The following is a 25,554-nucleotide window of genomic DNA, read 5'->3' on the forward strand; positions in this document are numbered from 1 at the left end:
TCCTACGCCGCGACGAGATACGAGAAGACGGACTCGAGGGACTCGTCGGACGGCGAGACCGTGAACAGCCGGATGCCGTGGTCCCTTGCCACCCGCGGCAACAGGGCTGTGAAGCGGCCGAAGTCGACGGCCTGGACGCGCAACACGCCCTCCGCCAGGTCGACTTCGATGCCGGAGGTCGACGGGTCGGCGATCAGCGCGGACGCGAGGGCGCGGTCGTCGCTGGAGCGTACGAGATAGCGGTGCGGGCGGTCGGTCATCAGGCGGCGGATCCTGCGGAAGTCGCCGCTGGCCGCGTGCCGTCCGGCGACGACGACCTCGATGTGCCAGGCGAGTTGCTCGACCTCTTCAAGGATGTGGGACGAGAACAAGACGGTGCGGCCCTCGTCGCCCATGCGCCGGAGCAGGTCCATGAGCTGCATGCGCTGGCGCGGGTCCATGCCGTTGAAGGGCTCGTCGAGCAGGAGCAGCGACGGTTCGTGGACCAGGGCGGACGCCATCTTCACGCGCTGGCGCATGCCCTTGGAGTACGTCGAGATCTTGCGGTCCTGCGCGTACTCCATCTCGACCGTGGCCAGCGCCTTCTGCGCGGCCTTGGCACCCAGCCCCTGCAACTCGGCGTTGGCGACGACGAATTCGCGGCCGGTGAGGAAGTCGTACATCGCCTCGCGCTCAGGGACGATGCCGATGTGCTTGTAGATCTCCTCGTTGCGCCACACCTGCTGTCCGTCGAGGGTGACGGTGCCGGTGGAGGGAGCCAGGAAGCCGCCCATCATGTTGATGAGGGTGGACTTTCCGGCGCCGTTGGGGCCGAGGAGGCCGGTGACGCCGGGGCCGATGGTCATGGTGATGTCGTTGACGGCGACCACGTTGCCGAACCAGCGGGAGACGTGGTCGATGCTGAGCGTGGTCACAGTCCGGCCTTTCGGTAGCGGCGCATCATGAGGCCGTAGCAGGCGGCGACGAGGCCCAGGACGACGAGGACGTAGATCACGCCCTGGCCGCTTGAGGGGCCGTGTTCGCCGGGCAGCGCCGGGGTCGCGCCCAGGAAGGCGGACTGCACGCCGTCGATGAGCGTGACGGGCGAGAACAGGCCGATCCAGGGGATGGCGCTCGTGCTGCCCTGCGAGTCGGCGATGGCCTGGAGCGTGGTGACGGCGCCGTAGGAGATGGTCAGTACGGCGATGATCGCCGCGATGCCGAAGCCGCGGCGCGGGGTGATGGCCGCGATGACCAGGCCCAGTCCGGCGAAGAGCAGTGAGAGCAGTGCCACGGAGACGAGCCCCTGTGCGAATCCCTTGGTCTGGTCGGAGAAGTCGAGCTTGGCCAGCAGCGCGCCCACATAGAGCACGAGCAGGGGAGCCGCGGTGAGGATGAACATCGCGGAGGCCAGCGCCGCGTACTTCGCGCGTACGTAGTCGGCGGTCTCGATGGGCCGCGAGAAGTACAGCGGTACGGTCTTGAAGCGCAGGTCGCGGGAGACGGACTGGGGCGCCTGCGAGGCGACGTACAGGCTGATGACGGCCTGCATGATGATCGCGTAGCGCGTGTAGTCGACGGGCAGGTCGTTGGCCTTGGTGGCGACCGCGACGGCGACCATGATGGCCGCGGGCACGCACATCACCACGAACAGCAGCATCGGCAGCACCTTGGACTTCACCGAGCGGCCGAGGCCGTAGGCGCCGCGCAGGGACTGCGAGTAGAGCGAGCGGCGGGCGTAGGCGCGGCCCAGGCGCGGGCCGTCGTAGGTGCGGTAGCCGATGTTGTGGATGCGGGTCTGGTCGCCCGGCTGAGGAACCACGGGCTGGTCAATTGCCATGGCCGACGGCCTCCTTCCGCTCTGCGTCGCTGTCGGTGAAGACCTCGGAGATGTGGTGCCTGCGCTGCTCCATGCGCACCAGGCCGAGCCCGAGGTCGACGACGAGGTCGCGCACGAGGTCGTAGGTCTCCTCGCCCTGTGCGGTGAGGAGCAGGATGTGGCCGGCGCCCGGCAGGCCGCTGCCCTCGTGGACCTCCACCCCGCGCGCGTGGAGCGCCTCGCGCACCGCGCGCGTGCCGTCCGGGTGCTCGTCGCTGTCGGTGACCTCGATCGCGATCGTGGTCGTGTTCTGGGTGAAGTCCGTGGTGGAGCTGGAGCGCAGGAGCTTGCCGCCGTCGATGACGACGACGTGGTCGCAGGTGCGCTCCAGTTCGCCCAGCAGGTGGGAGGTGACCAGGACCGAGATGCCGAAGTCGGTGTAGATGCGGCGGATCAGGCCGAGCATCTCGTCGCGGCCGACCGGGTCGAGGCCGTTGGTCGGCTCGTCCAGGAAGACCAGCTGCGGGTCGTGGACCAGGGCCTGCGCGAGCTTCACGCGCTGCTTCATGCCGGTCGAGTAGCCGCCGATGGGGCGGTATCGCTCCTCGTAGAGACCGACGTGCCGCAGGGTGTCCGCGGTGCGCTCGCGGGCGGCGGCCGGCGGGAGGCCGGACATGCGGGCCATGTGCACGACGAACTCGGTGGCCGAGACGTCGGGCGGCAGGCAGTCGTGCTCGGGCATGTACCCGACCCGCTCACGGATGTCGCCGCCCTTGGTGGCGACATCGAGTCCGAGCACTTCGGCTCGGCCCTCGGTGGCGGGGGACAGACCCAGCAGGATCTTGATCAGTGTTGACTTGCCGGCTCCGTTGGCCCCGACGAGCCCCGTCACACCGGGGCCGACGTCCACGGAGAGCCGGTCAAGAGCGGTCACCCTGGGGAACCGCTTGCTCAGGCTTTCGGTCGCGATCACAGTCACGTCTTCGAAGATAGTGACCCAGACCACGCCAGTCGTCAGACCCGAGAGCCGTCTTGGCATCCCTCTGAGGTTGTACGGGACCGTAAGGGTCACCCTGAGGTCGAACAACGGGCCCCTGGTTTTCCACATCGGCGCGGTTGTCCACAGGCCCGCACAGGCCTATTGACGCAGCCTCTAACGACTGTCACATTCGCCAGTGTCAAGTTACGGGCACGTACCGCAGTGTCAGCGTGGACGAGTGGGGCGGATTCGGCATGACGACGGCAGCGACAGGTGAACTAGCGGCGGAACTACGGGGATTCAGGCAAGTACAGCGCCTCGCCTACGAGTGCGCTCAGGCTGTGGCGGCCCGGCTGAGACCGGGAGTGACCGAGCGCGGGGCGGCGCGGATGCAGCGCGAGTGGCTGCGCGAGCGAGGGGTGCGGGACTGGTTCCATCTGCCCTTCGCGTGGTTCGGGGACCGCACGGCGTTCGTGAACTTCCGGGTGCCGCTCCAGTTCTTCCCGACCAACCGCCGACTGGAGCCGGGGATGCCGTTCATCCTGGACATGGCACCCGTCTACAAGGGCTACGCGGCGGACATCGGCTACTCCGGCTCGCTCGGCGTCAACCCGGTCCAGGACCGGCTGATGGACGACCTGGAGGCGCACCGCGAGCTGATCCTGCGCGAGGTGCGCGAGCGCCGCCCGCTGCGCACGATCTACGAGGACGTGGACCGCCTCATGGTCCGCCAGGGCTACGCCAACCGGCATCGCGCGTACCCCTTCGGCGTGATCGCGCACAAGGTCGGCCGGGTGAGGGAGAGGCCATGGTCGCCGCGGCTCTTCGGCTTCGGCACGCAGTCCCTGAAGGGGCTGGCGAGCGACGCGCTGCACGGCCACCGCGAGGGCTGGTCCCCGCTGTGGTCGCCGTACCGCTTCTCCGACCATCCGCCGAAGCCGGGCCTGTGGGCGGTCGAACCGCACCTCGGCTTCCGGGGCACGGGCGCGAAGTTCGAGGAGATCCTGGTCGTCACCGACTCCAGGGACCCCGAGCAGAGCGCGTTCTGGCTGGACGACGATCTGCCGCATGTGCGGCGCTGGGCGGAGGACAAGTGACGCCGGTGACGCTTGAGGGTGCGCGGGAGCGCCGGGTGCGCACCGGCGGGGTCGAGCTGTGCGTGGCCGAGTTGGGGGACCCGGCGCTGCCGACGGTCGTCCTCGTGCACGGCTACCCGGACAGCAAGGAGGTCTGGTCGGAGGTCGCCGTCCGCCTCGCCGAGCGCTTCCACGTCGTGCTGTACGACGTCCGGGGCCACGGCCGGTCCACGGCCCCGAAGCCGCTGCGGGGCGGGTTCACGCTGGAGAAGCTGACGGACGACTTCCTGGCCGTCGCGGACGCGGTGAGCCCGGACGAGCCGGTGCACCTGGTGGGGCACGACTGGGGCTCGGTGCAGTCCTGGGAGTTCGTCACGGTCAAGCGCACCGAGGGGCGCATCGCCTCCTTCACGTCGATGTCGGGGCCCTCCCTCGACCACCTCGGGCACTGGATCCACACGCGCGTGAAGCGCCCCACCCCGCGCCGGGTCGGCCAGCTCCTGGGCCAGGGCGCCAAGTCCTGGTACGTGTATCTGCTGCACACGCCCGTGCTGCCCGAGCTGGCCTGGCGCGGCCCGCTCGGCAAACGCTGGCCGAAGATCCTGGAGCGCGTCGAGAAGGTGCCCGTCGGCGGCTACCCGACCTCGTCGCTGCCCTCGGACGCGGCACACGGCACATGGCTGTACCGGGACAACGTCCGGGCACGGCTGAGCAGGCCGCGCACGGACGCTTACGCCCACGCGCCCGTGCAACTCATCACGCCTCTGGGGGACGCGTTCCTGTCGGAGAAGCTCTACGACGAACTGGAGCTGTGGGCGCCCCGGCTGGTCCGCCGTACACTCCCGGCGAAGCACTGGATACCGCGCACGCGACCCGATCAACTGGCGTCCTGGATCACCGAGTTCGTGACCGCCAACGAGGGCGGGAGGACGGAAGTGATCGCCACCGGTAAGCGCAAGGGCAAGTCCGCCGACAAGTACGCGGAACGCTTCGGCGGGCAGCTCGTCCTGGTCACCGGTGCCGGCAGCGGCATCGGGCGGGCCACGGCGTTCGCGTTCGCGGAGGCCGGCGCGCGCGTGGTCGCAGTCGACCGGGACGCGGAGAGCGCGGCCCGCACGGCGGAGCTGGCCCGGCTGATCGGCGCCCCCGCGGCCTGGGCGGAGACCGTGGACGTCTCCGACGCGGAGGCCATGGAGAAGCTCGCCGAGAAGGTCGCCACCGAGTACGGCGTGGTCGACGTCCTGGTGAACAACGCCGGAATCGGACTCTCCGGTTCCTTCTTCGACACGACCCCGGAGGACTGGAAGAAGGTCCTCGACGTCAATCTGTGGGGCGTGATCCACGGCTGCCGGCTCTTCGGGAAGCAGATGGCCGAGCGCGGACAGGGCGGCCACATCGTCAACACCGCGTCGGCGGCGGCGTACCAGCCCTCGAAGGCGCTGCCCGCCTACAGCACCTCCAAGGCGGCGGTGCTGATGCTCAGCGAGTGCCTGCGCGCGGAGCTGGCCGGGCAGGGGATCGGCGTCACGGCGATCTGCCCGGGGTTCGTCAACACCAACATCACCTCGACCGCGCGCTTCACGGGCGTCGACGCCGCCGAGGAGAAGCGGCGCCAGAAGCGGAGCGCGCGCCTGTACGGGCTGCGCAACTATCCGCCGGAGAAGGTCGCCGACGCGATCCTGCGGGCGGTCGTGCGGGGCGCGGCCGTCGTGCCCGTCACACCGGAGGCGCGCGGCGCGCATCTCATGTCCCGGTTCACGCCCAGGGCGTTGCGGGCGATCGCACGGCTGGAGCCACCGCTGTGAGCGCCGAGCGGCACGCCATCGCGCCACGCCGCGTGTCCTTCGACTGGTCGCGCACGCCCCTGCACTGGATCCCCGACGAGCCGACCGCCACGCACGTCATGAACGTACTGCACCTGCTGCTGCCGGCGGGGGAGCGGTGGTTCGTGAAGGTCTTCAAGGAGGGCCTGCCACTGATCCGGGACCCCGAACTCCTCAAGGACGTCAAGGGATTCATGGGCCAGGAGGCCACGCACAGCGTGCAGCACACGTACGTGCTGGAACACCTCAAGGCGCAGCGGCTGGACACTGAGGAGTTCACCAAGTACGTCGACTTCCTCTTCGAGCGGCTGCTCGGCGAGCACCCGCCGCTCGGCGCGCCGATACCCGCGCGGGAGTGGCTGCGCTTCCGGCTGTCGGTCGTCGCGGCGATCGAGCAGTTCACGGCGGTGCTCGGCGACTGGGTGCTGGCCGCCGACGGCCTGGACCGGGCGGGCACCGACGAGATCATGCTCGACCTGCTGCGCTGGCACGGCGCGGAGGAGGTCGAACACCGCGCGGTCGCCTTCGACATGTACGAGCACTGCGGTGGCCGGGGTGCGCGAAAGCGCTACGCCCGCCGCCTCGCCGGCATGACGGTCACCGCCCCCGTGATGCTCTACCTGTGGGCGTGGGGCACGGCCTACCTCATACGCCACGACCCCCAACTGGCCGGCCGCCTGCGCTATTCGCTCGCCGAGCACAACAGGGCCGTACGCAAGGGCCTGCTGCCCACCTGGCAGGAGCTCGGCGCGGCGATACCCCGCTATCTGCGGCGGTCGTACCATCCGTCGCGGGAGGGTTCGCCCGCCCGGGCGGTGGAGTATCTGCGCAGGTCACCGGCGGCGAGGGCAGCCTCGTGAGCGACGCGCGGAGTGGGCCCGACCTGCGCATAGAGGACCTGGCGCGGCTCAGCGGCGCCACCGTCCGCACCATCCGCGCCTACCAGGACCGCGGCCTGCTCCCCCGCCCCGAGCGCCGCGGTCGCGCCAATGTCTACGCGGACGCCCATCTCGCCCGCCTGCGCCAGATCGCCGACCTCCTCGACCGCGGCTACACGCTGGCCTCCATCAAGGAACTCCTGGAGGCCTACGACACGGGCCGTGGCCTGCGCGGGGTGCTCGGCCTGGTCGCCGAGGTGGGCGGACCGTGGACCGACGAGGAGGCGGTCCGGATCACCCGTGCCGAGCTGGACGAGCGGTTCGGCGGCAGCCCGGACGACGCGGCGGTCGCCGAAGCGGTCGAGCTCGGCGTGCTGGAGCCGGTGCCCGGGAACGAGGACTCCTTCCTCGTGCCGAGCCCCCAAGAACTCGCCGTGGCCGTCGAGTTGCACGCGGCCGGAGTCCCGCTGTCGGCGATCTCGGACCACCTACGGGAGTTGAGGGGCCAGGTCGAGCACATCGCCGCCCGTTTCCTGGAGTTCACGACCGAGCACGTCTTCGCCCGCTACCTCGACGGCCCGCACCGCCCGACCGACGCGGACGCGGCCGAGGCGGCATCACTCGTACGACGGCTGCGGCCGCTCGCCCAGCAGACGGTGGACGCCGAACTGGCCCGTGCCATGCGGTTGTTCGCGACCCGTCACCTGCGCCGGCACCTCGGCGGCGTGATGGCCGCACCGTCGCGCGACGAACCACGCTCCGTGCCCATACCGGCGGAGACAATGCGGGCCGTGGAGCGACTGGTTGGCTCCGGACAGGCCGCCACCTTCATCACGCTGGCCGCCGAACGTGAAGTGCGGGCACGGACCTTGGACGAGCTCGCCTCAACCCACGCCAAGTCAGATGATCTTGATCAAACCCCCTGAATCCACGGTTGGTTGTCCACAGAATCGCCAATTCCCCTGTGGATAACTGCACTTGGCTGTGGATCAAACCTGGGTACCAAAATCAAATGCGTGATCCGCGTCTCTTCCGCCACGCTGGTGAGCATGGATGAAAGACGCACCGTGAAGGTGTCGAAGTACCTCTCGAAGCACCTCCGGCATCAGCCCGAGCGGATCGGGCTAGTCCTCGACGAGGCCGGCTGGGTCGAGATCGACACGCTGATCGCGGCGTGCGCGGCGCACGGGTTCCGGTTCACGCGGGACGAGCTCGACCACGTGGTGGCCACGAACGACAAGCGGCGGTTCGCGATCGAGGGAACCAGAATCCGCGCCAGCCAGGGCCACAGCATCGAGGTCGACCTCGGCCTGCCGCCGACGCCCCCACCGCCGTACCTCTATCACGGGACCGTGGCCCGCAATCTGGACGCGATCCGCGCCGAGGGCCTCCGCCCCATGAACCGGCACGACGTACACCTCTCGCCGGACCGCGAGACCGCGACCCGCGTGGGCGCCCGCCGCGGCCGGCCCGTCGTGCTCTCGGTGGACGCGGCCGCCATGCACCGCGACGGCCATGTGTTCCGGGTCAGCGCGAACGGGGTGTGGCTCACCGAGGCCGTACCGCCGCAGTACCTGCGATTCCCCGGGTGAGCGCGCGCCTCAGCCCGTGGCCGAGCAGCCGCGCACGGTGACCGTTTCACGTGAAACACGTTGGGCCGCTCGGTCTCGAAAACACGAGTCCGCGCCTGAGCACCGCGATCCTCCCGCACCGCCGCTGGAACGAAGGGGGCCGTGAGGCATGGCAGCGCGCGGAGCAGCTGGCTGGGCACGCCGGTGACCTCAACCAAGCCCTTTTCGCCTATCGCAGCCTGACCTGGGGGAATTCGCTTTGGGCCGGGTCGGCATCAGCCGTGGGCGGCCCGCCCGGTGTCCCGACAGGCCCCTGTGCGCGCTATGCCGTTCGGCCCGATACGTAGGGACCATCCGGCCCCAGCGCGCACCGTCGACGTAACGGGATATTGATTGCGTAACTCAACGACCAGTTCGGCAGATCTCGCGCGTCGCCCCTGAAGGGACAATCATCGTGGCGATCCGAAGGCACCCGTCTCACCGCAGGGAATTCCACCTCCCGTGGCATGGCAACGGGGGTACCACTACCGCATCCGGCGAGACCACGACCGGGGAGACCCACTCCGATGGCCCGGCCGGCGGGCCCGGCGGCACATCGGCGGGCCACACTCCAGGCACGTCCGTAGTCGTGGGCGAGGGCGGCCCGAACCACGCTCGGCGCTGGTGGATCCTCGTGGTGCTCGGCGTCGCCCAGTTGATGGTGATCCTCGATTCCACGATCGTGAACATCGCACTACCCTCAGCCCAGCACGACCTCGGCTTCTCCGACAACCAACGACAGTGGGTCGTCACCGCCTACGCTCTCGCGTTCGGCAGTCTGCTGCTGCTCGGCGGGCGGATCGCCGACCTGTTCGGCCGCAAGCTGACGCTGGTCGTCGGGCTGGCCGGTTTCGCCGTCGCCTCCGCGCTCGGTGGCGCCGCCACCAGCTTCGGGATGCTGGTCACGGCCCGTGCCGCTCAGGGGCTGTGCGCCGCGCTGCTCGCCCCCGCCGTCCTCTCCCTGCTCACCACCACCTTCACCGTGGCCGCGGAACGCGACCGGGCGTTCGGCATCTACGGCGCCATCGCCGGCGCCGGCGGCGCATTCGGCCTGCTGCTCGGCGGAGTGCTCACCGAGTACCTCGACTGGCGCTGGTGTCTGTACGTCAACCTCGCCTTCGCCGCCGTCGCCCTCGTCGGCACCGCGGCCCTGCTGCCCCACACCACGGTCGAAGGGCGACCCCACCTCGACCTGCCGAGCACCGTCACCGCCAGTGCCGGTCTCTTCGCCCTCGTCTACGGCTTCGCCAACGCACAGACCCACTCCTGGAGCGCCACGAGCACCTGGGTCTTCCTGCTGGTGGGAGTCGTACTCCTGACCGTGTTCGTGATCCGGCAGACCAAGGCCGCCCACCCCTTGCTGCCCCTGCGGATCCTCCTCGACCGCAACCGCGGTGGCGCCTATCTGGCCATGTTCGTCATGGGCGTCGGGATGTTCGGGATCTTCCTGTTCCTCACTTACTACCTGCAGCAGAACCTCGGTTTCTCCCCCATCCGAACTGGCCTGGCCTTCCTGCCCCTGGTCGGCGCGACGGCCGTCGCCGCCACCTTCGCCACCAGCCTCCTGCTGTCCCGCACCGGCCCCCGTGTCCTCATCGGCGCCGGTATGCTCACGGCCGCCGGCGGCATGCTCTGGCTGACGGGAATCACCCTCCACAGCTCCTACGCGGCCGACATCCTGGCCGCCCTCATCGTCACCGGCATCGGGCTCGGCACGGCCATGGCGCCGTCGGTGAACACCGCCACCAGGGGTGTCGCCTCCCACGACGCGGGCGTCGCCTCAGCCACCGTCAACGTCGCCCAGCAGATCGGGGGATCCCTCGGCATCGCCCTGCTCAGCACCATCGCGGCCAATGCCGCCAGCAGCTACACCAAGGGCAGGACCCCCACCCCCGATACCCTCGCCAATGCTGCGATCCACAGCTACACCACCGCTTTCGCCTGGGCCGGCGCCATCTTCGCCGTCGGCGCCGTCCTCTGTGGCTTGCTCGTCCGCCCTGGAGCACCGGATACCGGCGACTCCACCGACTCCACCGCGGCCATCTCCGTGTGAGCCTTCTCGTGGGGTGCGCCGGACCGGTCCGGTGCACCCCACGGTTCCCGCCTCCGGGCCGTGGGGCCGGCGCTCCTGGCTCGCAGTCACCGGAGCTTAAGGTCGTAGGCATGCGACTGAGCACGGTAATCCTCCCCATCCACGGGTGGGGCGAGGGACAGAAGGTCTGGCAGCGAGCCGAAGACCTCGGGTTTCACACCTCCTACACCTACGACCACCTCTCCTGGCGCACCTTCCGGGACGGGCCGTGGTTCGGGGCGGTACCCACGTTGACCGCAGCGGCGACGGCTACGCAGAGTATGCGACTGGGTACTCTCGTTACCTCGCCGAACTTCCGGCACCCGGTGACCCTCGCCAAGGAACTGATCTCCCTGGACGACATCTCCGGCGGCCGGGTCACGCTCGGCATCGGGGCGGGCGGCACCGGCTTCGACGCCACCGCGCTCGGCCAGGAGCCATGGACCCCGCGCGAGCGGGCCGACCGGTTCGGGGAGTTCCTGCCGCTGCTCGACCGGCTGCTGACCGAGGACTCGGTGTCGTACGAGGGCGACTTCTACTCGGCGCACGAGGCGCGCAACATCCCGGGCTGTGTGCAGCGGCCTCGGCTGCCCTTCGCGGTGGCCGCGACCGGGCCGCGCGGGCTGAAGCTCGCGGCGCGGTACGGGCAGGCGTGGGTGACGACCGGTGACCCCAAGCTGTACGAGAACGGCACTCCCGAACAGTCGGTTCAGGCCATTCGCGGACAGGCCGAGAACCTGGCCGACGCGTGCGCCGCGATCGGCCGGGACGCGGCCGATCTCGACAAGATCCTGCTCACCGCGTTCACCCCGGACCGTGGGCGTCCGCTGGAGTCTTTGGACGCGTTCGTGGACTTCGCGGGGCGGCACCAGGAGCTGGGGTTCACCGAGATCGTGATCCACTGGCCCATCCCCGACTCGGTCTTCGCGACGGACGAGAAGATCTTCGAGGAGATCGCCATGGAGGCCCCGGCGCAGTTGGGCTGAGGGTGGCGTCTACTCACATGTGCGGACTGCCGCACGCCCGTGCGGGCATATGCGGGAGAATGGCCCGGTGACCTCAGCGACCAGACAGCCCGAGACCCCGGCCGCCTTTGTCCCGCCACGGCTGATCGCCACCGACCTGGACGGCACCCTGCTGCGCGACGACAAGTCGGTGTCCCCGCGTACGGTCGCCGCCCTGGCGTCCGCCGAGGAGGCGGGCATCGAGGTCTTCTTCGTCACCGGCCGCCCGGCCCGCTGGATGGACGTCGTCAGTGAACACGTCCACGGTCACGGCCTGGCGATCTGCGGCAACGGCGCCGCCGTGGTCGACCTGCACGGCGGCCCCGGCACCCACCGGTTCGTGAAGGTGCGCGAGCTGGCCAGACAGAACGCGCTCGACGCCGTACGACTGCTGCGTGATTCGGCGCCGGGAACGGTGTACGCGATCGAGCAGACGTACGGCTTCTACCAGGAGCCGGCCTACCCGAAGCTGCACATGGAGGTCCCCGACACCCTCGCGCCCGCCGAGAAGCTGCTGGCCCCGGACGCCCCCGGCGCCGACGAACCGGTGCTCAAGATCCTCGCCTACCACCCCGAGATGGACCCGGACGCCTTCCTCACCCTCGCCCGACTCGCGATCGGCGACCGCGCCAACGTCACCCGGTCCAGCCCCAGCGCCCTGCTGGAGATCAGCGGCCCGGGTGTCTCCAAGGCGAGCACGCTCGCCCTGTGCTGTGCCGAGCGGGGCATCTCGCACGAGGAGGTCGTCGCGTTCGGGGACATGCCGAACGACGTCGAGATGCTGACGTGGGCCGGGCAGTCGTACGCGATGGGCAACGCGCACCCCGATGTGATCGCGGCGGCGTCGGGACGGACGGTCGCCAACAACGACGACGGGGTGGCGGTCGTGATCGAGCGGATGGTGGCGGAGCGGCTGTAGCCGCCGTGGCGGTCAGAGCGGCACACCGCGCGCCGCCAGCCACGGCACCGGATCCACCGCCGACCCCAACTCCGGGGTGACCCGCACTTCGAAGTGCAGGTGCGGGCCGGTGGAGTTGCCGGAGGTGCCCGACTGGCCGATCCACTGGCCGGGAGCCACGCGGTCGCCCTGGTCGACGGTGACGGCGGCGAGGTGCGCGTACTGCGTGTAGTAGCCGCCCGCGTGCTCGATCACGATCTCGATGCCGAACGGGCCCCCGCACGAGACCCGCACGACCTGGCCCGTGCCGACCGACCGCACCGGCGTACCGATCGGCACCGCGAAGTCCTGCCCAGTGTGCCGGTTCGCCCATCGCGCACCACCGCTGCCGAAGCCCGCGGACAGCTCGTACGTCTCGACCGGCGCGACCCACGCGCGCGTGACGTCCGTTCGCGTCTGGTCGAGCCGGACGGCACCGCGGCAGGAGCCCGCCGCGACCGACGCGTCCGCCTGGCCCTGCAACTGCCAGCGCGCCTCTTCGAGCTTCTGCTGGATGGTCGTCTTGACGCCGGCGAGTTCGGCGCTCCGTTTCTCCAGTTTCTGCCAGGCCGCCGCGGCCTTCGCCTCGTCGGCGGAGAGCCGGGCCTCAGCCCTGCGGCTCTTGCCGATCGCGTTGTTGACGGCGAGATCCGCCTGCCACACGGCCCGCTGACCGCGCATCAGCTCATCGGGGCTGTCCGCGAGGATCATCTGCGCGGTGATCGGGAGCCCGCCGCCACTGCGGTACTGGGCGCGGGCGATCCGGCCCAGGTCCTCGTGCATGACGGCGGTCTCCCGCCGCTCGCGATCGAGAAGTCGCTCGAACCGCTGGGCCTGCGCCCGCTGCACCTCGGCCTCACGCCGTCCCGCCTCGTACTGCTGCGTCGCCAGCGCCGCGTCGTCGTACAACCGCGCCACCTGGACACTGAGACCGGAGTCGGAACCGGCCGCGCCACTGTTCCCGGTGCTTTCACCGTCGCCCGAGGCGTCGGTGGGCCGGGCCACGAGAACGGCGAGCGCGCACAGCAGCGCCGGAACGAGCAGTGGATGGCGGCGAGATGAGCGCATGTCAGCGATCGTGACCCGGGCCGTGGCCCCTGGTCCTGTTGAAGTCGTACGCCTGGGGGACCAGGCGCCCCGTATGGCTGACCTCACTGGGCCGACCAGGGGCATTCCATACTGAACAGGAGTATTCACCCAGCGCGTTGAGCGGTTCACTCAGAGCGGTGCCTGCCACGCCACCGTCGTACCGCCGCCGTTCTCCCCGATTCCCGGCCCGTGCCGGCTGTCGCCGCCCAGCGATTCGGCCCGCCGTTTGAGGTTCTTCAGGCCGCTGCGCCGGCGGGCGTTGGGGAGGGCCTCGCGCAGGGCGGCGATGAGGTTCTTGCCGGTGAGGTCGCCGACCACGGAGTCGACCGGACCGACGAAGCGGTGCGAGGGCTTGAACCCGAGCGGTACGGCGGCCGTGTTGATCTCGCGCAGCACGCGCTGCTTGGCCGCCTCGTACAGCCGGGCGTTGCCGACGGCGATGCCGGCTTCCGTGGCCAGCACCCGGACCATGTTGAGGTTGTAGTCGTTGAACGGCCCGCCGCGCTTCTCGGCCAGGTACAGGTTGAGGGCGCCCAGCAGCCCCTTGTGACCGTCGGGCAGTCGGGCAGTCGTCCGATCCGCCGGGCGATGTCCTCGTCGACGACGCCGATGGCCGCGTATCGGGCGTCCGCGAGGGTGGCCGCGGTCTCGCAGATCCGGTCCAGCGTGGAATGCAGTTCCAGCCCGCTCCCGACGGCCCGCATCGCATCGAGAAGTTGCGGCACCCGTATGGCCAGTTCGGCCGAGAGGCCCGGGGCGGGCGGCGGGGCATCGGGGCGCGGCGCTGAGGGCATGCCACGAGCCTAAATAGTCCTATTTGGCAAGGAAAGTCGAGATGTGGCGTGGGGCGACACAGCTCCTACACGGGCGCCGTCAGCCCGCCCCCACCAACACCTCCGACTCCGCCTCCCGCTCCGCCATCCGCCGCAACGGCCCCTCTACCGCGGCAAGCTCCGCGTACGTCCCCCGCTGCACGACGCGTCCCGCGTCCAGCACGACTACTTCGTCCACGGCCTCAAGACCGGCCAGCCGGTGGGTGATGAGCAGCGTCGTACGACCCTCGGTGGCGGCCAGCAGATCGGCGGTGAGCGCGTCGGCCGTGGGCAGGTCCAGATGTTCGGCGGGCTCGTCGAGCACGAGCACCGGGAAGTCCGCGAGCAGCGCCCGGGCGAGCGCCAGCCGCTGTCGCTGCCCGCCGGACAGCCGCGCCCCGTGCTCGCCGATCAGCGTGTCGAGGCCGTCGGGCAGGGTCTCGGCCCAGTCGAGCAGCCGCGCCCGCGCGAGCGCGCCCCGCAGTTCGGCCTCGGAGGCGTCCTTCTTCGCGAGGAGCAGGTTCTCGCGCACGGAACTGTCGAAGAGGTGCGCGTCCTGGGCGCACAGCCCGACCAGCCGCCGTACGTCGTCGCCGTCCAGCGCGTACGCGTCCACGCCGCCCAGCGTGTACGAACCGGCGTCCGCGTCCAGGAACCGCAGCAGTACCTGCGCCAGCGTCGTCTTGCCGGACCCGGACGGCCCGACCACGGCGACCCTGTGCCCCTCCTCCAAGGTCAGGTCGAGCCCGGCGAGGGCGTCCCGGTCCTGCCCGGCGTACCGGGCGGCCAGGCCCCTCACGACGACGGGGAAGGGCGTTGCGGGCGCCTGTCGCGGCCGCTCCGGCTCACGCACGGGCGCGGGGGCGTCCAGGACCTCGTACACGCGCTCCGCGCTCTTGCGGACCCGCTGCCGGTACTGCACGGCGAGCGGCAGCCCGAGGACGGCCTCGAAGGCGGCCAGCGGGGTGAGGACGACGACGGCCATCACCACACCGCTCAGCCGCCCGTCGGTGACCGCCTGGACGCCGACGAGGGCGGTGGCGGCGACGGTCAGGCCGCAGACGAGCGCGGTGAGTCCGTCGCCGAGAGCGGTCGCGGTCGCGGTGCGCGAGGCGATCCGCGTCAGGACCGCGTCGGCCTTGCGCGTCTCGGCGGTACGGGCGGGCAGGGCGCCGGCGACCGTCAGTTCCGCGGTCCCGGTGAGCAGGTCGGTCACGCGCGTCGCGAGCTCCCCGCGGGCGGGGGCCAGCCTGCGCTCGGCGCGCCGCGCCACGACGCCCGTGAGCAGCGGGACGCCTGCGCCGGCCGCCAGCAGCCCGGCCGCGAGCACTGCCCCGGCCTCGGGCAGCAGCCAGGCCGTGAAACCGACGGCCGCGGCGGACACGAACACGGCGGCACCGGTGGGCAGCAGCCAGCGCAGCCAGTAGTCCTGGAGCGCGTCCACGTCGGCGACGAGCCGCGACAGCAGATCGCCTCGGCGGGTCTGCCGCAGCCCGGCGGGCGCCAGCCGCTCCAGCCGCCGGTAGACCGCGACCCGGGTGTCGGCCAGCATCCGCAGCACGGCGTCGTGCGACACGAGCCGCTCGGCGTAGCGGAAGACGGCCCGCCCGATCCCGAAGGTCCGCGTCGCCGTCACGGCCACCATCAGATACAGCACGGGCGGCTGCTGCGAGGCCCGCGAGATGAGCCACCCGGAGGTCGCCATCAGCCCCACGGCACTGCCGAGCGCCAGACTCCCGAGCAGCAACGCGAGGGCGAGCCGGCCACGTCGGGCGGCGGACATGGCACGAACGCGGGCGAGCACGCCGACCGTGGTCTGCGCTGCCGCTGCCTCCGACTCCCCGGAAGTCCCCGCCTCCAACTCGCCGAATGCGGGATCCCCCGCCACGGCCTCCTCAATCGGCTGGGCCGCCTTGGACACGGCTTCTGCCGGAGTGTGAGCCTCGGCTTCCTCCAGCCGCACCACCCGGTCCGCCACCCCCAGCAGCGCCGGTCGATGCACCACCAGCAACACCGTCCGCCCAACGGCCAGCCGCCGTACCGCCGCCACGACCTCGGCCTCGGTCTCCCCGTCGAGCGCGGCCGTCGGTTCGTCGAGCAGCAGCACCGGCCGGTCCGCGAGGAACGCCCTTGCCAGCGCCAGCCGTTGCCGCTGCCCGGCGGACAGCCCGGCCCCGTCCTCGCCGAGCAAGGTGTCGATCCCCCGCGGCAGCGCGTCCACGAACTCCAGCGCCCCCGCGTCCCCCAACGCCCGCCGTACAGCAGCCTCGTCCGCGTCGGATCGCGCCAGCCGTACGTTCTCGGCGATCGTCCCGGCGTACAGATGCGGTCGCTGCGGAACCCACGCGATCCGCGAGCGCCACTGCTCCAGGTCGACCTCGGCGAGATCGACTCCCCCGACGCTCACCCGCCCCTCGGCCGGCCGCACGAACCCCAGAAGGGCGCTCAGCAGCGTCGACTTGCCCGCCCCGCTCGGTCCGACGAGCGCGACCGTCTCCCCGGGTTCCACGGCGAAGGAGACGTCCGACACGGCAGCCATGGACCGCCCGGGGTAGCGAACTGTCACCCCCTCGAAGGCCAAGGGCCCCGACGGCACAACACCGGTCCCCGGCACCGGCACCGGTGTCTCCAGCACCGAGAAGATCTCCTCGGCGGCCGCGAGCCCCTCCGCCGCCGCGTGGTACTGCGCACCGACCTGGCGCAGTGGGAGATACGCCTCGGGTGCGAGCACCAGGATGACCAGGCCGATGTACAGGTCCATGTCGCCGTGGACGAGCCGCATGCCGATGGTCACGGCGACCAGGGCCACGGACAGGGTGGCCAGCAACTCCAGGGCGAAGGAGGAGATGAAGGCGATCCGCAGGGTTCGCATGGTCGCCTGCCGGTACTCGCCGGTGATCCGCCGGATCGAGTCGGCCTGCGCCTTGGCCCGCCCGAACACCTTCAGGGTGGGCAGCCCCGCCACGACGTCCAGGAAGTGTCCGGAGAGCCGGGACAGCAACTGCCACTGACGGTCCATCCGCGACTGCGTGGCCCAGCCGATCAGCACCATGAAGACCGGGATGAGCGGCAGGGTACCGACGATGATGGCCGCCGACACCCAGTCCTCGGTGACGATCCGCGCCAGCACCGCCACCGGCACGACGACCGCGAGCCCCAACTGCGGCAGATAGCGCGAGAAGTAGTCGTCGAGGGCGTCGACTCCCCGCGTGGCGAGGGCGACCAGCGAACCGGTCCGCTGCCCGCTCAGCCAGCCGGGCCCCAGCGCGGCGGAACGCTCCAACAGCCGCCCCCGCAGCTCTGACTTCACCGCCGCGCTCGCCCGGTGTGCGGCGAGCTCGGTGAGCCAGGAGACCAGCGCCCGCCCACCTGCGACGGCCACCAACAGCAGCAGCGGAGTACGGAGTTCGGTGACCGACAGTCCGTGCTGGAACGCGCCCACCACGACCTCGGCGATGAGCATCGCCTGGGCGATGACCAGCGCCGCTCCGACAGCACCCAGGCCGACGACCGCCGCCAGGAAGAGGCGGGTGGCGCGGGCGTAGCGCAGCAGGCGCGGGTCGATTGGTTTCACGTGAAACACACCCTCTTGTCAACAAGCCTCAACGGAGGCCTCAAGGGGCATGTTTCACGTGAAACATGCCCCAATTGAGACTCAGTGCGCGGATCCGGCAGCCGCGTCCGCGGCGATGTGCTGCGTCCCGATCCGCTTGCGGAACACCCAGTACGTCCAACTCTGATAGAGCAACACGATCGGCGTGGCGATCCCCGCACACCAGGTCATGATCTTCAGGGTGTACGGGCTCGACGAGGCATTCGTGACCGTGAGGCTCCAGTCCGCATTGAGCGAGGACGGCATGACGTTCGGGAAGAGCGTCAGGAAGAGCATCGCGACGGCGGCGACAATGGTGACGCCGGACAGCGCGAACGACCAGCCCTCACGCCCGACCCGAATCGCCACCAGCGCCGCGACCAGCGCCAGCACGGCCACGACCAGCGCGACCAGGCTCTTGCCGTCGCCGTTCTCGACCTGCGTCCAGAGCAGGAAGATCAACGCCAACACGGCCGTGACGAGGCCGACTTGCAGCGCCAGGTTCCGTGCCCGGACCCGGATGTCCCCAACGGTCTTGAGCGCCACGAACACCGCACCGTGAAAGGTGAACAGGGTCAGCGTCACCAGGCCGCCGAGCAGGGCGTACGGGTTGAGCAGATCCCAGAAGTTGCCGGCGTACTCGAAGTTCTGGTCGATCTTCACGCCCCGCACGATGTTGCCGAAGGCGACGCCCCACAGGAACGCAGGGATCAGCGAGGTCCAGAAGATCGCCGTCTCCCAGTTGCGCTGCCAGTTCTCCTCAGGCCGCTTCGACCGGTACTCGAAGGCGACGCCCCGGACGATCAGGCAGACCAGGATGATCAGCAGAGGGAGATAGAAGCCGGAGAAGAGCGTGGCGTACCACTCGGGGAAGGCGGCGAAGGTCGCGCCGCCGGCCGTGAGCAGCCACACCTCGTTGCCGTCCCAGACGGGGCCGATGGTGTTGATCAGCACCCGCTTCTCGGTCCGGTCCCGGGCGAGCAGCTTGGTGAGGATGCCGACCCCGAAGTCGAAGCCCTCCAGGAAGAAGTAGCCGGTCCACAGGACGGCGATGAGGACGAACCAGACGTCGTGCAGTTCCATGACTGTGCAGCTCCCTCGGCCTAGTAGGAGAAGGCCATCGGCTTGTCGGCGTCACGGGAGTCGCCGCCGATCTTCGTGGGCGGATTGAGGTCGGCCTCGGTGAGCTCGGGCGGGCCGGCCTTGACGTACTTCACGAGCAGCTTGACCTCGACGACGGCGAGGATGGCGTACAGCGTGGTGAAGACGATCATCGAGGTGAGGACCTCGCCCTGGGAGACGCTGGGGGAGACCGCGTCACGGGTCTGGAAGAGGCCGTAGACGACCCACGGCTGACGGCCCATCTCGGTGAAGATCCAGCCCCAGGAGTTGGCGATCAGCGGGAAGGCCAGGGTCCAGATCGCAATGCGCCAGTACCACTTGGTGAGCGTCGGGCCGAGTGCCTTGTTCTTGAAGAGGACCAGGTGCGGCACTTCGTCGTCACCGACCCGCAGATGCTGCGGCAGCATGAACTTCTTGCGGGTCAGCCAGAGTCCGACGATGCCGATGGCGAGGGACGCCATCCCGAAACCGATCATCCAGCGGAAGGCCCAGAAGGTGACGGGGATGATCGGGCGGTAGTCGCCGGGGCCGTACTTCTCCTGCTCGGCCTTGTTGGTGTCGTTGATGCCCGGGACGTACGAGGTGAAGTCGTCGTCGGCGAGGAACGACAGTATCCCGGGGATCGACAGCTCGACGGTGTTGTGCCCCTTGCTGACATCGCCGTACGCGAAGATCGAGAACGGCGCGGAGTCCTGCCCGTCCCACAGCGCCTCGGCGGCGGCCATCTTCATCGGCTGCTGCTTGAACATGACCTTGCCGAGGGTGTCACCGCTGACCGCGGTGAGCAGTCCGCCGATGATGACGGTGATCAGACCGAGCCGCAGCGAGGTCTTCATCACCGGGATGTGCTTCTTGCGGAGCAGGTGGAACGCGGCGATGCCGACCATGAAGGCGCCGCCGGTCAGGAAGGAGGCGCTGAGCGTGTGGAACGCCTGGGCCAGTGCGGTGTTCTGGGTCAGCACGTGCCAGAAGTCGGTGAGTTCGGCACGCCCCTTCGCCTTGTTGATCTTGTAGCCGACGGGGTGCTGCATCCATGAGTTGGCCGCGAGGATGAAGTACGCCGACAGGATCGTGCCGATCGAGACCATCCAGATGCAGGCCAGATGGATCTTCTTGGGCAGCTTGTCCCAGCCGAAGATCCACAGGCCGATGAAGGTCGACTCGAAGAAGAAGGCGATCAGCGCCTCGAAGGCGAGCGGGGCGCCGAAGATGTCCCCCACGAAGCGCGAGTAGGCGGACCAGTTCATACCGAACTGGAACTCCTGCACGATGCCGGTGACGACGCCCATCGCGATGTTGATCAGGAAGAGCTTGCCCCAGAACTTGGTCGCCCTGAGGTACTTCTCGTTCTCCGTGCGCACCCAGGCGGTCTGCAGGCCGGCCGTGAGGGCCGCCAGCGAAATCGTCAGGGGGACGAAGAGGAAGTGGTAGACGGTGGTGATGCCGAACTGCCAGCGCGCCAAAGTCTCCGGCGCCAAAGCCAAATCCACGTCGTCAGTCTCCTTACGTCGCCGTGGTACTGCGGCAGTTTGCCCCTTATGTCACACGCATCATTGGAGCAACCGGGACACGCTTGTGAACGCGTTCACATTCACAAGGAATTATGGCGCATGGCCGTTCGAGGCGTGAGAGGCGGGGGGTCCCCTAACGCGACCGACCGGCCCCACCAGGGAGGGACCGGTCGGCCTATGGCGTCGAAGAGGCTCTACAGCTCCTTGCGGAACCCTTCCGCCACCTTCAGGAGGATGTCGTTCGCCTCGGTCTCCCCGATCGTCACCCGAACACCCTCGCCCGGGAACGGCCGGACCACCACGCCCGCCTGCTCGCACGCCGCCGCGAAGCCGACCGTGTGCTCCCCCAGCCGCAGCCAGACGAAGTTGGCCTGGGTCTCGGGCACGGTCCAGCCCTGGGCGCGCAGCGTGTCGACCACACGGTTGCGCTCGCCCACCAGCGAGCCGACACGGCCGAGCAGTTCGTCCTCGGCACGCAGCGAGGCGACCGCCGCGTCCTGTGCGAGCTGACTCACACCGAAGGGCACCGCCGTCTTGCGCAGCGCCGCCGCGACCGGCTCATGGGCGATCGCGAAGCCGACGCGCAGACCCGCGAGGCCGTACGCCTTGGAGAACGTCCGCAGGACACAGACGTTCGGCCGGTCGCGATACAGCGCCACACCGTCCGGCACCTCGACATCACGGTTGAACTCGCGGTACGCCTCGTCCAGCACGACCAGCACATCGCCGGGCACCCGGTCCAGGAACCGCTCCAGCTCGGCCCGCCGCACGACCGTGCCCGTCGGGTTGTTGGGGTTGCAGACGAAGATCAACCGGGTCCGGTCGGTGATCGCGTCCGCCATCGCGTCGAGGTCGTGCACATCGCCCGGCGTCAGCGGCACCTGCACGGACGTGGCACCGCTGACCTGCGTGATGATCGGGTACGCCTCGAAGGACCGCCAGGCATAGACGACCTCGTCGCCGGGTCCGCTGGTCGCCTGGACCAGCTGTTGGGCGACGCCGACCGAGCCGGTGCCGGTGGCCAGGTGGGAGACCGGCACGGCGAAACGATCGGCCAGCTCGTTCATCAGGCCCGTGCACGCCATGTCGGGATACCGGTTGAAGGAGTCGGCCGCCGCCGTCACGCTCTCCATCACGCCGGGCAGCGGCGGATACGGGTTCTCGTTGGAGGACAGCTTGTACGCCACCGGTCCGCCGGCCGCGGCGGGCCTGCCCGGCTTGTAGGTGGGGATTCCCTCCAGCTCCGCGCGCAGCTTGGGGTTCGTCTCGCTCACCGCAGTCCTCCTCGTGACCACCACCGGCTCCCGGCTTCCAATGCTCCTCACCCTATGAGGATTCGGCGCGGCTGCGTACAGGAGAGGACCGACCTCATCCGTCACATGCGCATCAGGGGCAACACCGTATGAAGGCGTACGAACCGGGGGCGCGCCGCACATATATCTATGCGCCGGTGGCTCACGCCCTGGCGCGCATCACCCGTGCAGGTGAGTTGAGACCTCTTCGAAACATCGGCGACTTGGCAGGCTTGTGCGCGCCGACAAGTCAGGCAATGCCATTGCATCGTTCAACTTCCTTTATTTCTACGGCAGTTAGCAGTAAATGACCTTGCAGAAACGTGCCTGTCAACGAGTGCATATGCGTCCGCACTACCCCACCGCATGAGCCCTACTATCGGCTCGCCATGACAGCAGCAGGGAAGCACCAGGTGAGCCGCGCGGAGACCACCCGCCGAGGCAACCGGCCGGGCCGAGCGGGCATCAGAGACGTAGCCGCCGCCGCCGGGGTCTCGATCACGACCGTCTCCGACGCCCTCAACGGCAAGGGGCGGCTCCCGGACGCCACCCGACGCCATGTCCGCGAAGTCGCCGACCGACTGGGCTATCGCCCCTCGGCCGCGGCCCGCACGCTCCGTACCGGCAAGTCGGGCCTCATCGGCCTGACCGTGACGACATACGGGGATGAACCTTTCACCTTCACCGAGTTCGCGTACTTCGCCGAGATGGCCCGCGCCGCCACGTCGGCCGCGCTCGCCCGCGGCTACGCCCTTGTCATCCTGCCCGCGACCTCGCGCCACGACGTGTGGTCGAACGTCGCCCTGGACGGCACGGTCGTCATCGACCCGTCCGACCACGACCCGGTGGTCAGCGAACTGGTCCGGCAGGGCTTACCGGTCGTCTCCGACGGCCGCCCGGCCGGCTCGCTCCCGGTGACCGCCTGGGTGGACAACGACCACGAGGCCGCGGTCCTGGGCATCCTCGACCACCTGGCCGACGCGGGCGCCCGCCGGATCGGCCTGCTCACGGGCACTACGACGGACACCTACACCCATCTGTCGACCACCGCGTACCTGCGCTGGTGCGAGCGCGTCGGCCAGGACCCGGTCTACGAGGCCTACCCGGCCCACGACCCGTGCGCGGGTGCCGTCGCCGCCGACCGGCTGCTGGCCCGCCCCGACCGTCCGGACGCCGTCTACGGCCTCTTCGACCCGAACGGCACCGACCTGCTCGCCGCCGCCCGCCGCTACGGGCTGCGCGTCCCGGAGGACCTGCTGCTCGTCTGCTGCAGCGAGTCCACCGTGTACGCCAACACCGAGCCGCCCATCACCACGCTCTCCCTGAAGCCGCGCCGCATCGGCACGGCGGTCGTCCAGCTCCTCATCGACGCCATCGAGGGAGTCGAATCGGACCAGCCGGTCGAGCAGGTGATACCGACCGAACTGATCGTGCGTACCTCGTCCCAGCGACGCCCGCCGCGTACGACCGTCAGTCCGCCGCGGTCGCCCGAAAAGGGGTAGTCCGGATCCGGGGCGAACGTCCGCGCCGGGCCCGCCCTCGGGCTCGGCGTGGAGGGGTCAATGGTTGGCCGTCGGCCGAAGCCTGAGAGTTCCCGGAGAGATCCTGACGATCGCCCGGTGGACAAAGCCCGACCCAATCGGGGCGAATGCCGCGATGAACTGGACTCTTGCTCTGATTCACCACCCCTGGGTCATCACACGGCGCGATCCGCATTCCTATGATGGGCCCACGACACCGCGGGCCGCTGCGACCAGGCAGTCCGATGCGGTGCAGATGCGGCGTGATGGTGGAGGGGTCGATGACTCAGGGGGCCGGTCAGGGACCCGAGGCGATGGGGACAGCGGCGTTGCGCGACTTCCGCGTACCCGCGTACGTCCATGAGGCCGGCCCGTACAGCCAGAGCACGCACCCCGGCGAGGTGGCCAGACCCGTGGAGGACCCGGCCGACCTCCCGGAGGGGTACACCCCGACCCAGCGCGACCTGCCCGTCATCAGCCGGGGTGACACGCTCGAGGTGGCCGTCGACCCGGAGTCCGGACCGGCCGCGCAGTCCGAGGAAGGCCCCGGCCCGCTGTTCGTCGTCGGCGACGTGCACGGGTATCTCGACGAACTGGTGGCCGCCCTGCAGGAGAAGGGGCTGATCGACGCCGGGGGCAACTGGTGCGCGGGCACCGCCCGGCTCTGGTTCCTCGGCGACTTCACCGACCGCGGCCCCGACGGCATCGGCGTCATCGACCTCGTGATGCGGCTGTCCGCCGAGGCCGCCGCGGCCGGCGGCTACTGCAAGGCCCTGATGGGCAACCACGAGCTGCTGGTGCTCGGCGCCAAGCGGTTCGGCGACACCCCCGTCAACTCCGGCGCGGGCACCGCCACCTTCCAGGCGGCCTGGCTGCTCAACGGCGGCCAGAAGACCGACATGGACCGCCTCCAGGACCACCACCTCCAGTGGATGGCCCGCCTCGACGCCGTCGAGGAGGTCGACGGGCATCTGCTCGTCCACTCCGACACCACCGCCTATCTCGACTACGGCGACTCGATCGAGGCGGTCAACGACACCGTCCGCGAGACCCTCACGCGCAACGACGCGGACGAGGTGTGGGACCTGTTCCGCAAGTTCACCAAGCGCTTCTCCTTCCGCGACGAGGGCGGCGCCGACCATGTGCGCTCCCTGCTCGATACGTACGGCGGCACCCGGATCGTTCACGGCCACAGCCCGATTCCCTATCTGCTGGGCGAAGTCGGCTCGGAGGACGGCGAGGACGCCGGGGGTCCCGTGGTCGCAGGACCCCATGTCTACGCCGACGGGCTCGCCATCGCGATGGACGGCGGCGTGACCATGGCCGGAAAGCTGCTGGTCCAGCAACTTCCTCTGGATATCTGAACGTTCACTGGGCAGACGCTCCCCGACGAAGGATCGTGCTGGCCAGGGGCCAATTTCTGCAAACCCCCTGTCACCGCGTGCCGTCGCCGCTCTACCATCGGCTTATCCGTAGCAGGCTCCCCTCCGTTTCTGCCCGACGGCTCGTCGTCATGCGAGCCCCAAGCCCTACGGAGCATCGGGGGATGCACATGAACAGCGTTCCGCAGCACCTGCACAGCGAGGACCGCCAGGAGTACGAGCGGATCCTCGACGAGGCGCTGCGCTCCGCCCCAAACCGCCCGGAACTGGCCGCTGTCGGTAAGCGGCTCAACCCGGAACAGCTGCGCACCATGGCGCTGAACGCCACCGCGATCATCACGGCGGCCGCGGCGACCGAGTACCAGCACTATGTGAAGGTCCGCGAGGAACTGCGCCACCCGGCGCCGTCCACCCCGTCCTCCGCCCGCGAACCCGGCTCCTCGGAGCCGAACGCGAGCGCGGCGGGGCTCGCCGCCACCATGGGTGAGGCCGTCGAGACCACGGGCGCGGGTGCCGTCGCCGTCGTCGCCGTCCTGACACCCGTCCTCGCCGGCACCGCCGCGGCGATCTTCCTGCTCGTGGGTTACATCCTGAGGATGCTCGACCCCGAGCAGGCGTTCGCCCGGACCATGCTCACCACGGGGTGGGTGTTCGGCGCCATGGCCGCGGCCGCGATCCTGGTCGCTGCTGTCTGCCTGCTCATCACCGCCCTGCGCAACAGGCCCTCGCTCGAAACCGGGCCCTACGGCGAGTTGAGCGGGGAGGTGGCCCGGGCCAGGGAAGCCTGGCGCGAGGCACTGCTGGAGCGCGGCATCCTGCCGTTCCTACGGGATGCACTGGCCGACCCCGGCACGCCGGCGCTGCACCGCACGCCGACACCGACGCCGACCAGCCGCATGCCGAACCTCGGCTACGGCCGCCCCGGTTTCAGCAGCCCGGACGACGGCCCCGCAGCGGGCCCCCGCCCGAGCTTCACCAGCCCGGACTACACCAGCCCGGACTTCGGGGGGCCAGAACACCAGCCGGAGTAGCCCCTCGGCTTGCGCCCCCGCCCCGGG

Annotated in this window: 19 protein-coding genes and 1 pseudogene; 11 read left to right on the forward strand and 9 right to left on the reverse strand. The window is 69.9% G+C overall.

Going from position 1 to position 25,554, the window contains the following annotated elements; all coding sequences use genetic code 11:
- Positions 1-2 precede the first annotated feature (2 nt).
- From AC5DRG_RS26580 to AC5DRG_RS26590, 3 genes are read right to left on the reverse strand one after another with little or no spacing between them, the layout of a single operon-like run.
- The gene (locus AC5DRG_RS26580) at positions 3-914 is read right to left on the reverse strand and encodes an ABC transporter ATP-binding protein (protein ID WP_491801957.1); all 912 of its coding nucleotides are present in this window, start codon (positions 912-914) and stop codon (positions 3-5) included.
- A complete protein-coding gene (locus AC5DRG_RS26585; protein WP_491801958.1) occupies positions 911-1,819 on the reverse strand; it encodes an ABC transporter permease in 909 nt (302 codons plus the stop codon). Before AC5DRG_RS26585 ends, AC5DRG_RS26580 begins: the two co-directional genes overlap by 4 nt.
- A complete protein-coding gene (locus AC5DRG_RS26590; RefSeq protein WP_491813164.1) occupies positions 1,809-2,771 on the reverse strand; it encodes an ABC transporter ATP-binding protein in 963 nt (320 codons plus the stop codon). Before AC5DRG_RS26590 ends, AC5DRG_RS26585 begins: the two co-directional genes overlap by 11 nt.
- Before the next feature lie 260 nt (positions 2,772-3,031).
- Between AC5DRG_RS26590 and AC5DRG_RS26595 the strand changes: the two genes are divergently transcribed.
- The 8 genes from AC5DRG_RS26595 (at position 3,032) to AC5DRG_RS26630 (ending at position 12,158) form a co-directional block, all read left to right on the forward strand.
- Complete coding sequence (locus AC5DRG_RS26595; protein WP_491801959.1) at positions 3,032-3,874, forward strand: M24 family metallopeptidase; 843 nt, start codon at positions 3,032-3,034, stop codon at positions 3,872-3,874.
- 5 nt (positions 3,875-3,879) lie between these two features.
- Positions 3,880-5,658: an SDR family oxidoreductase gene (locus tag AC5DRG_RS26600; RefSeq protein WP_491813165.1), complete on the forward strand. Its 1,779-nt coding sequence runs from the start codon at positions 3,880-3,882 to the stop codon at positions 5,656-5,658.
- Positions 5,655-6,536, forward strand: a complete 882-nt coding sequence (locus AC5DRG_RS26605; protein ID WP_491801960.1) for a metal-dependent hydrolase — start codon at positions 5,655-5,657, stop codon at positions 6,534-6,536. The genes AC5DRG_RS26600 and AC5DRG_RS26605 overlap by 4 nt, the downstream gene beginning before the upstream one ends.
- Positions 6,533-7,480: a MerR family transcriptional regulator gene (locus AC5DRG_RS26610; protein ID WP_491801961.1), complete on the forward strand. Its 948-nt coding sequence runs from the start codon at positions 6,533-6,535 to the stop codon at positions 7,478-7,480. Before AC5DRG_RS26605 ends, AC5DRG_RS26610 begins: the two co-directional genes overlap by 4 nt.
- A gap of 123 nt (positions 7,481-7,603) precedes the next feature.
- Positions 7,604-8,146: an RNA 2'-phosphotransferase gene (locus tag AC5DRG_RS26615; protein WP_491801962.1), complete on the forward strand. Its 543-nt coding sequence runs from the start codon at positions 7,604-7,606 to the stop codon at positions 8,144-8,146.
- Between the two features lie 607 nt (positions 8,147-8,753).
- Entirely contained in the window at positions 8,754-10,217 is a 1,464-nt protein-coding gene (locus AC5DRG_RS26620) for an MFS transporter (RefSeq protein ID WP_491801963.1), read from the forward strand.
- A gap of 110 nt (positions 10,218-10,327) precedes the next feature.
- Positions 10,328-11,221: an LLM class flavin-dependent oxidoreductase gene (locus tag AC5DRG_RS26625; protein ID WP_491801964.1), complete on the forward strand. Its 894-nt coding sequence runs from the start codon at positions 10,328-10,330 to the stop codon at positions 11,219-11,221.
- A 49-nt stretch (positions 11,222-11,270) separates the two neighbouring features.
- Positions 11,271-12,158, forward strand: a complete 888-nt coding sequence (locus AC5DRG_RS26630) for a Cof-type HAD-IIB family hydrolase (protein WP_491801965.1) — start codon at positions 11,271-11,273, stop codon at positions 12,156-12,158.
- Positions 12,159-12,170: 12 nt separating this feature from the next.
- On the opposite strand, the gene AC5DRG_RS26635 is transcribed toward AC5DRG_RS26630, so the two are convergent.
- From AC5DRG_RS26635 to hisC, 6 genes and pseudogenes are all read right to left on the reverse strand, one after another.
- A complete protein-coding gene (locus AC5DRG_RS26635) occupies positions 12,171-13,244 on the reverse strand; it encodes a peptidoglycan DD-metalloendopeptidase family protein (RefSeq protein WP_491801966.1) in 1,074 nt (357 codons plus the stop codon).
- 150 nt (positions 13,245-13,394) lie between these two features.
- Positions 13,395-14,059, reverse strand: a pseudogene (locus AC5DRG_RS26640) (hypothetical protein).
- 79 nt (positions 14,060-14,138) lie between these two features.
- Positions 14,139-17,651, reverse strand: coding sequence for a thiol reductant ABC exporter subunit CydD (gene cydD, locus AC5DRG_RS26645; protein ID WP_491801967.1), 3,513 nt, complete (start codon positions 17,649-17,651; stop codon positions 14,139-14,141).
- An 81-nt stretch (positions 17,652-17,732) separates the two neighbouring features.
- A complete protein-coding gene (gene cydB, locus AC5DRG_RS26650) occupies positions 17,733-18,752 on the reverse strand; it encodes a cytochrome d ubiquinol oxidase subunit II (RefSeq protein ID WP_491801968.1) in 1,020 nt (339 codons plus the stop codon).
- Positions 18,753-18,772: 20 nt separating this feature from the next.
- Positions 18,773-20,281 (reverse strand): cytochrome ubiquinol oxidase subunit I, encoded by a 1,509-nt coding sequence (locus AC5DRG_RS26655; protein ID WP_491801969.1) that lies wholly within the window; start codon positions 20,279-20,281, stop codon positions 18,773-18,775.
- A gap of 215 nt (positions 20,282-20,496) precedes the next feature.
- Positions 20,497-21,576: a histidinol-phosphate transaminase gene (hisC, locus tag AC5DRG_RS26660; RefSeq protein WP_491801970.1), complete on the reverse strand. Its 1,080-nt coding sequence runs from the start codon at positions 21,574-21,576 to the stop codon at positions 20,497-20,499.
- Between the two features lie 407 nt (positions 21,577-21,983).
- Between hisC and AC5DRG_RS26665 the strand changes: the two genes are divergently transcribed.
- The 3 genes from AC5DRG_RS26665 (at position 21,984) to AC5DRG_RS26675 (ending at position 25,527) form a co-directional block, all read left to right on the forward strand.
- Positions 21,984-23,096 carry a LacI family DNA-binding transcriptional regulator gene (locus AC5DRG_RS26665; protein WP_491801971.1) on the forward strand — a complete coding sequence of 371 codons (1,113 nt, stop codon included), beginning with the start codon at positions 21,984-21,986 and terminating at the stop codon, positions 23,094-23,096.
- A gap of 284 nt (positions 23,097-23,380) precedes the next feature.
- Entirely contained in the window at positions 23,381-24,478 is a 1,098-nt protein-coding gene (locus AC5DRG_RS26670) for a metallophosphoesterase (RefSeq protein WP_491801972.1), read from the forward strand.
- A gap of 182 nt (positions 24,479-24,660) precedes the next feature.
- Complete coding sequence (locus tag AC5DRG_RS26675; protein WP_491801973.1) at positions 24,661-25,527, forward strand: hypothetical protein; 867 nt, start codon at positions 24,661-24,663, stop codon at positions 25,525-25,527.
- Positions 25,528-25,554 lie beyond the last annotated feature (27 nt).

This window comes from Streptomyces sp. JLBG701 (assembly GCF_058544905.1).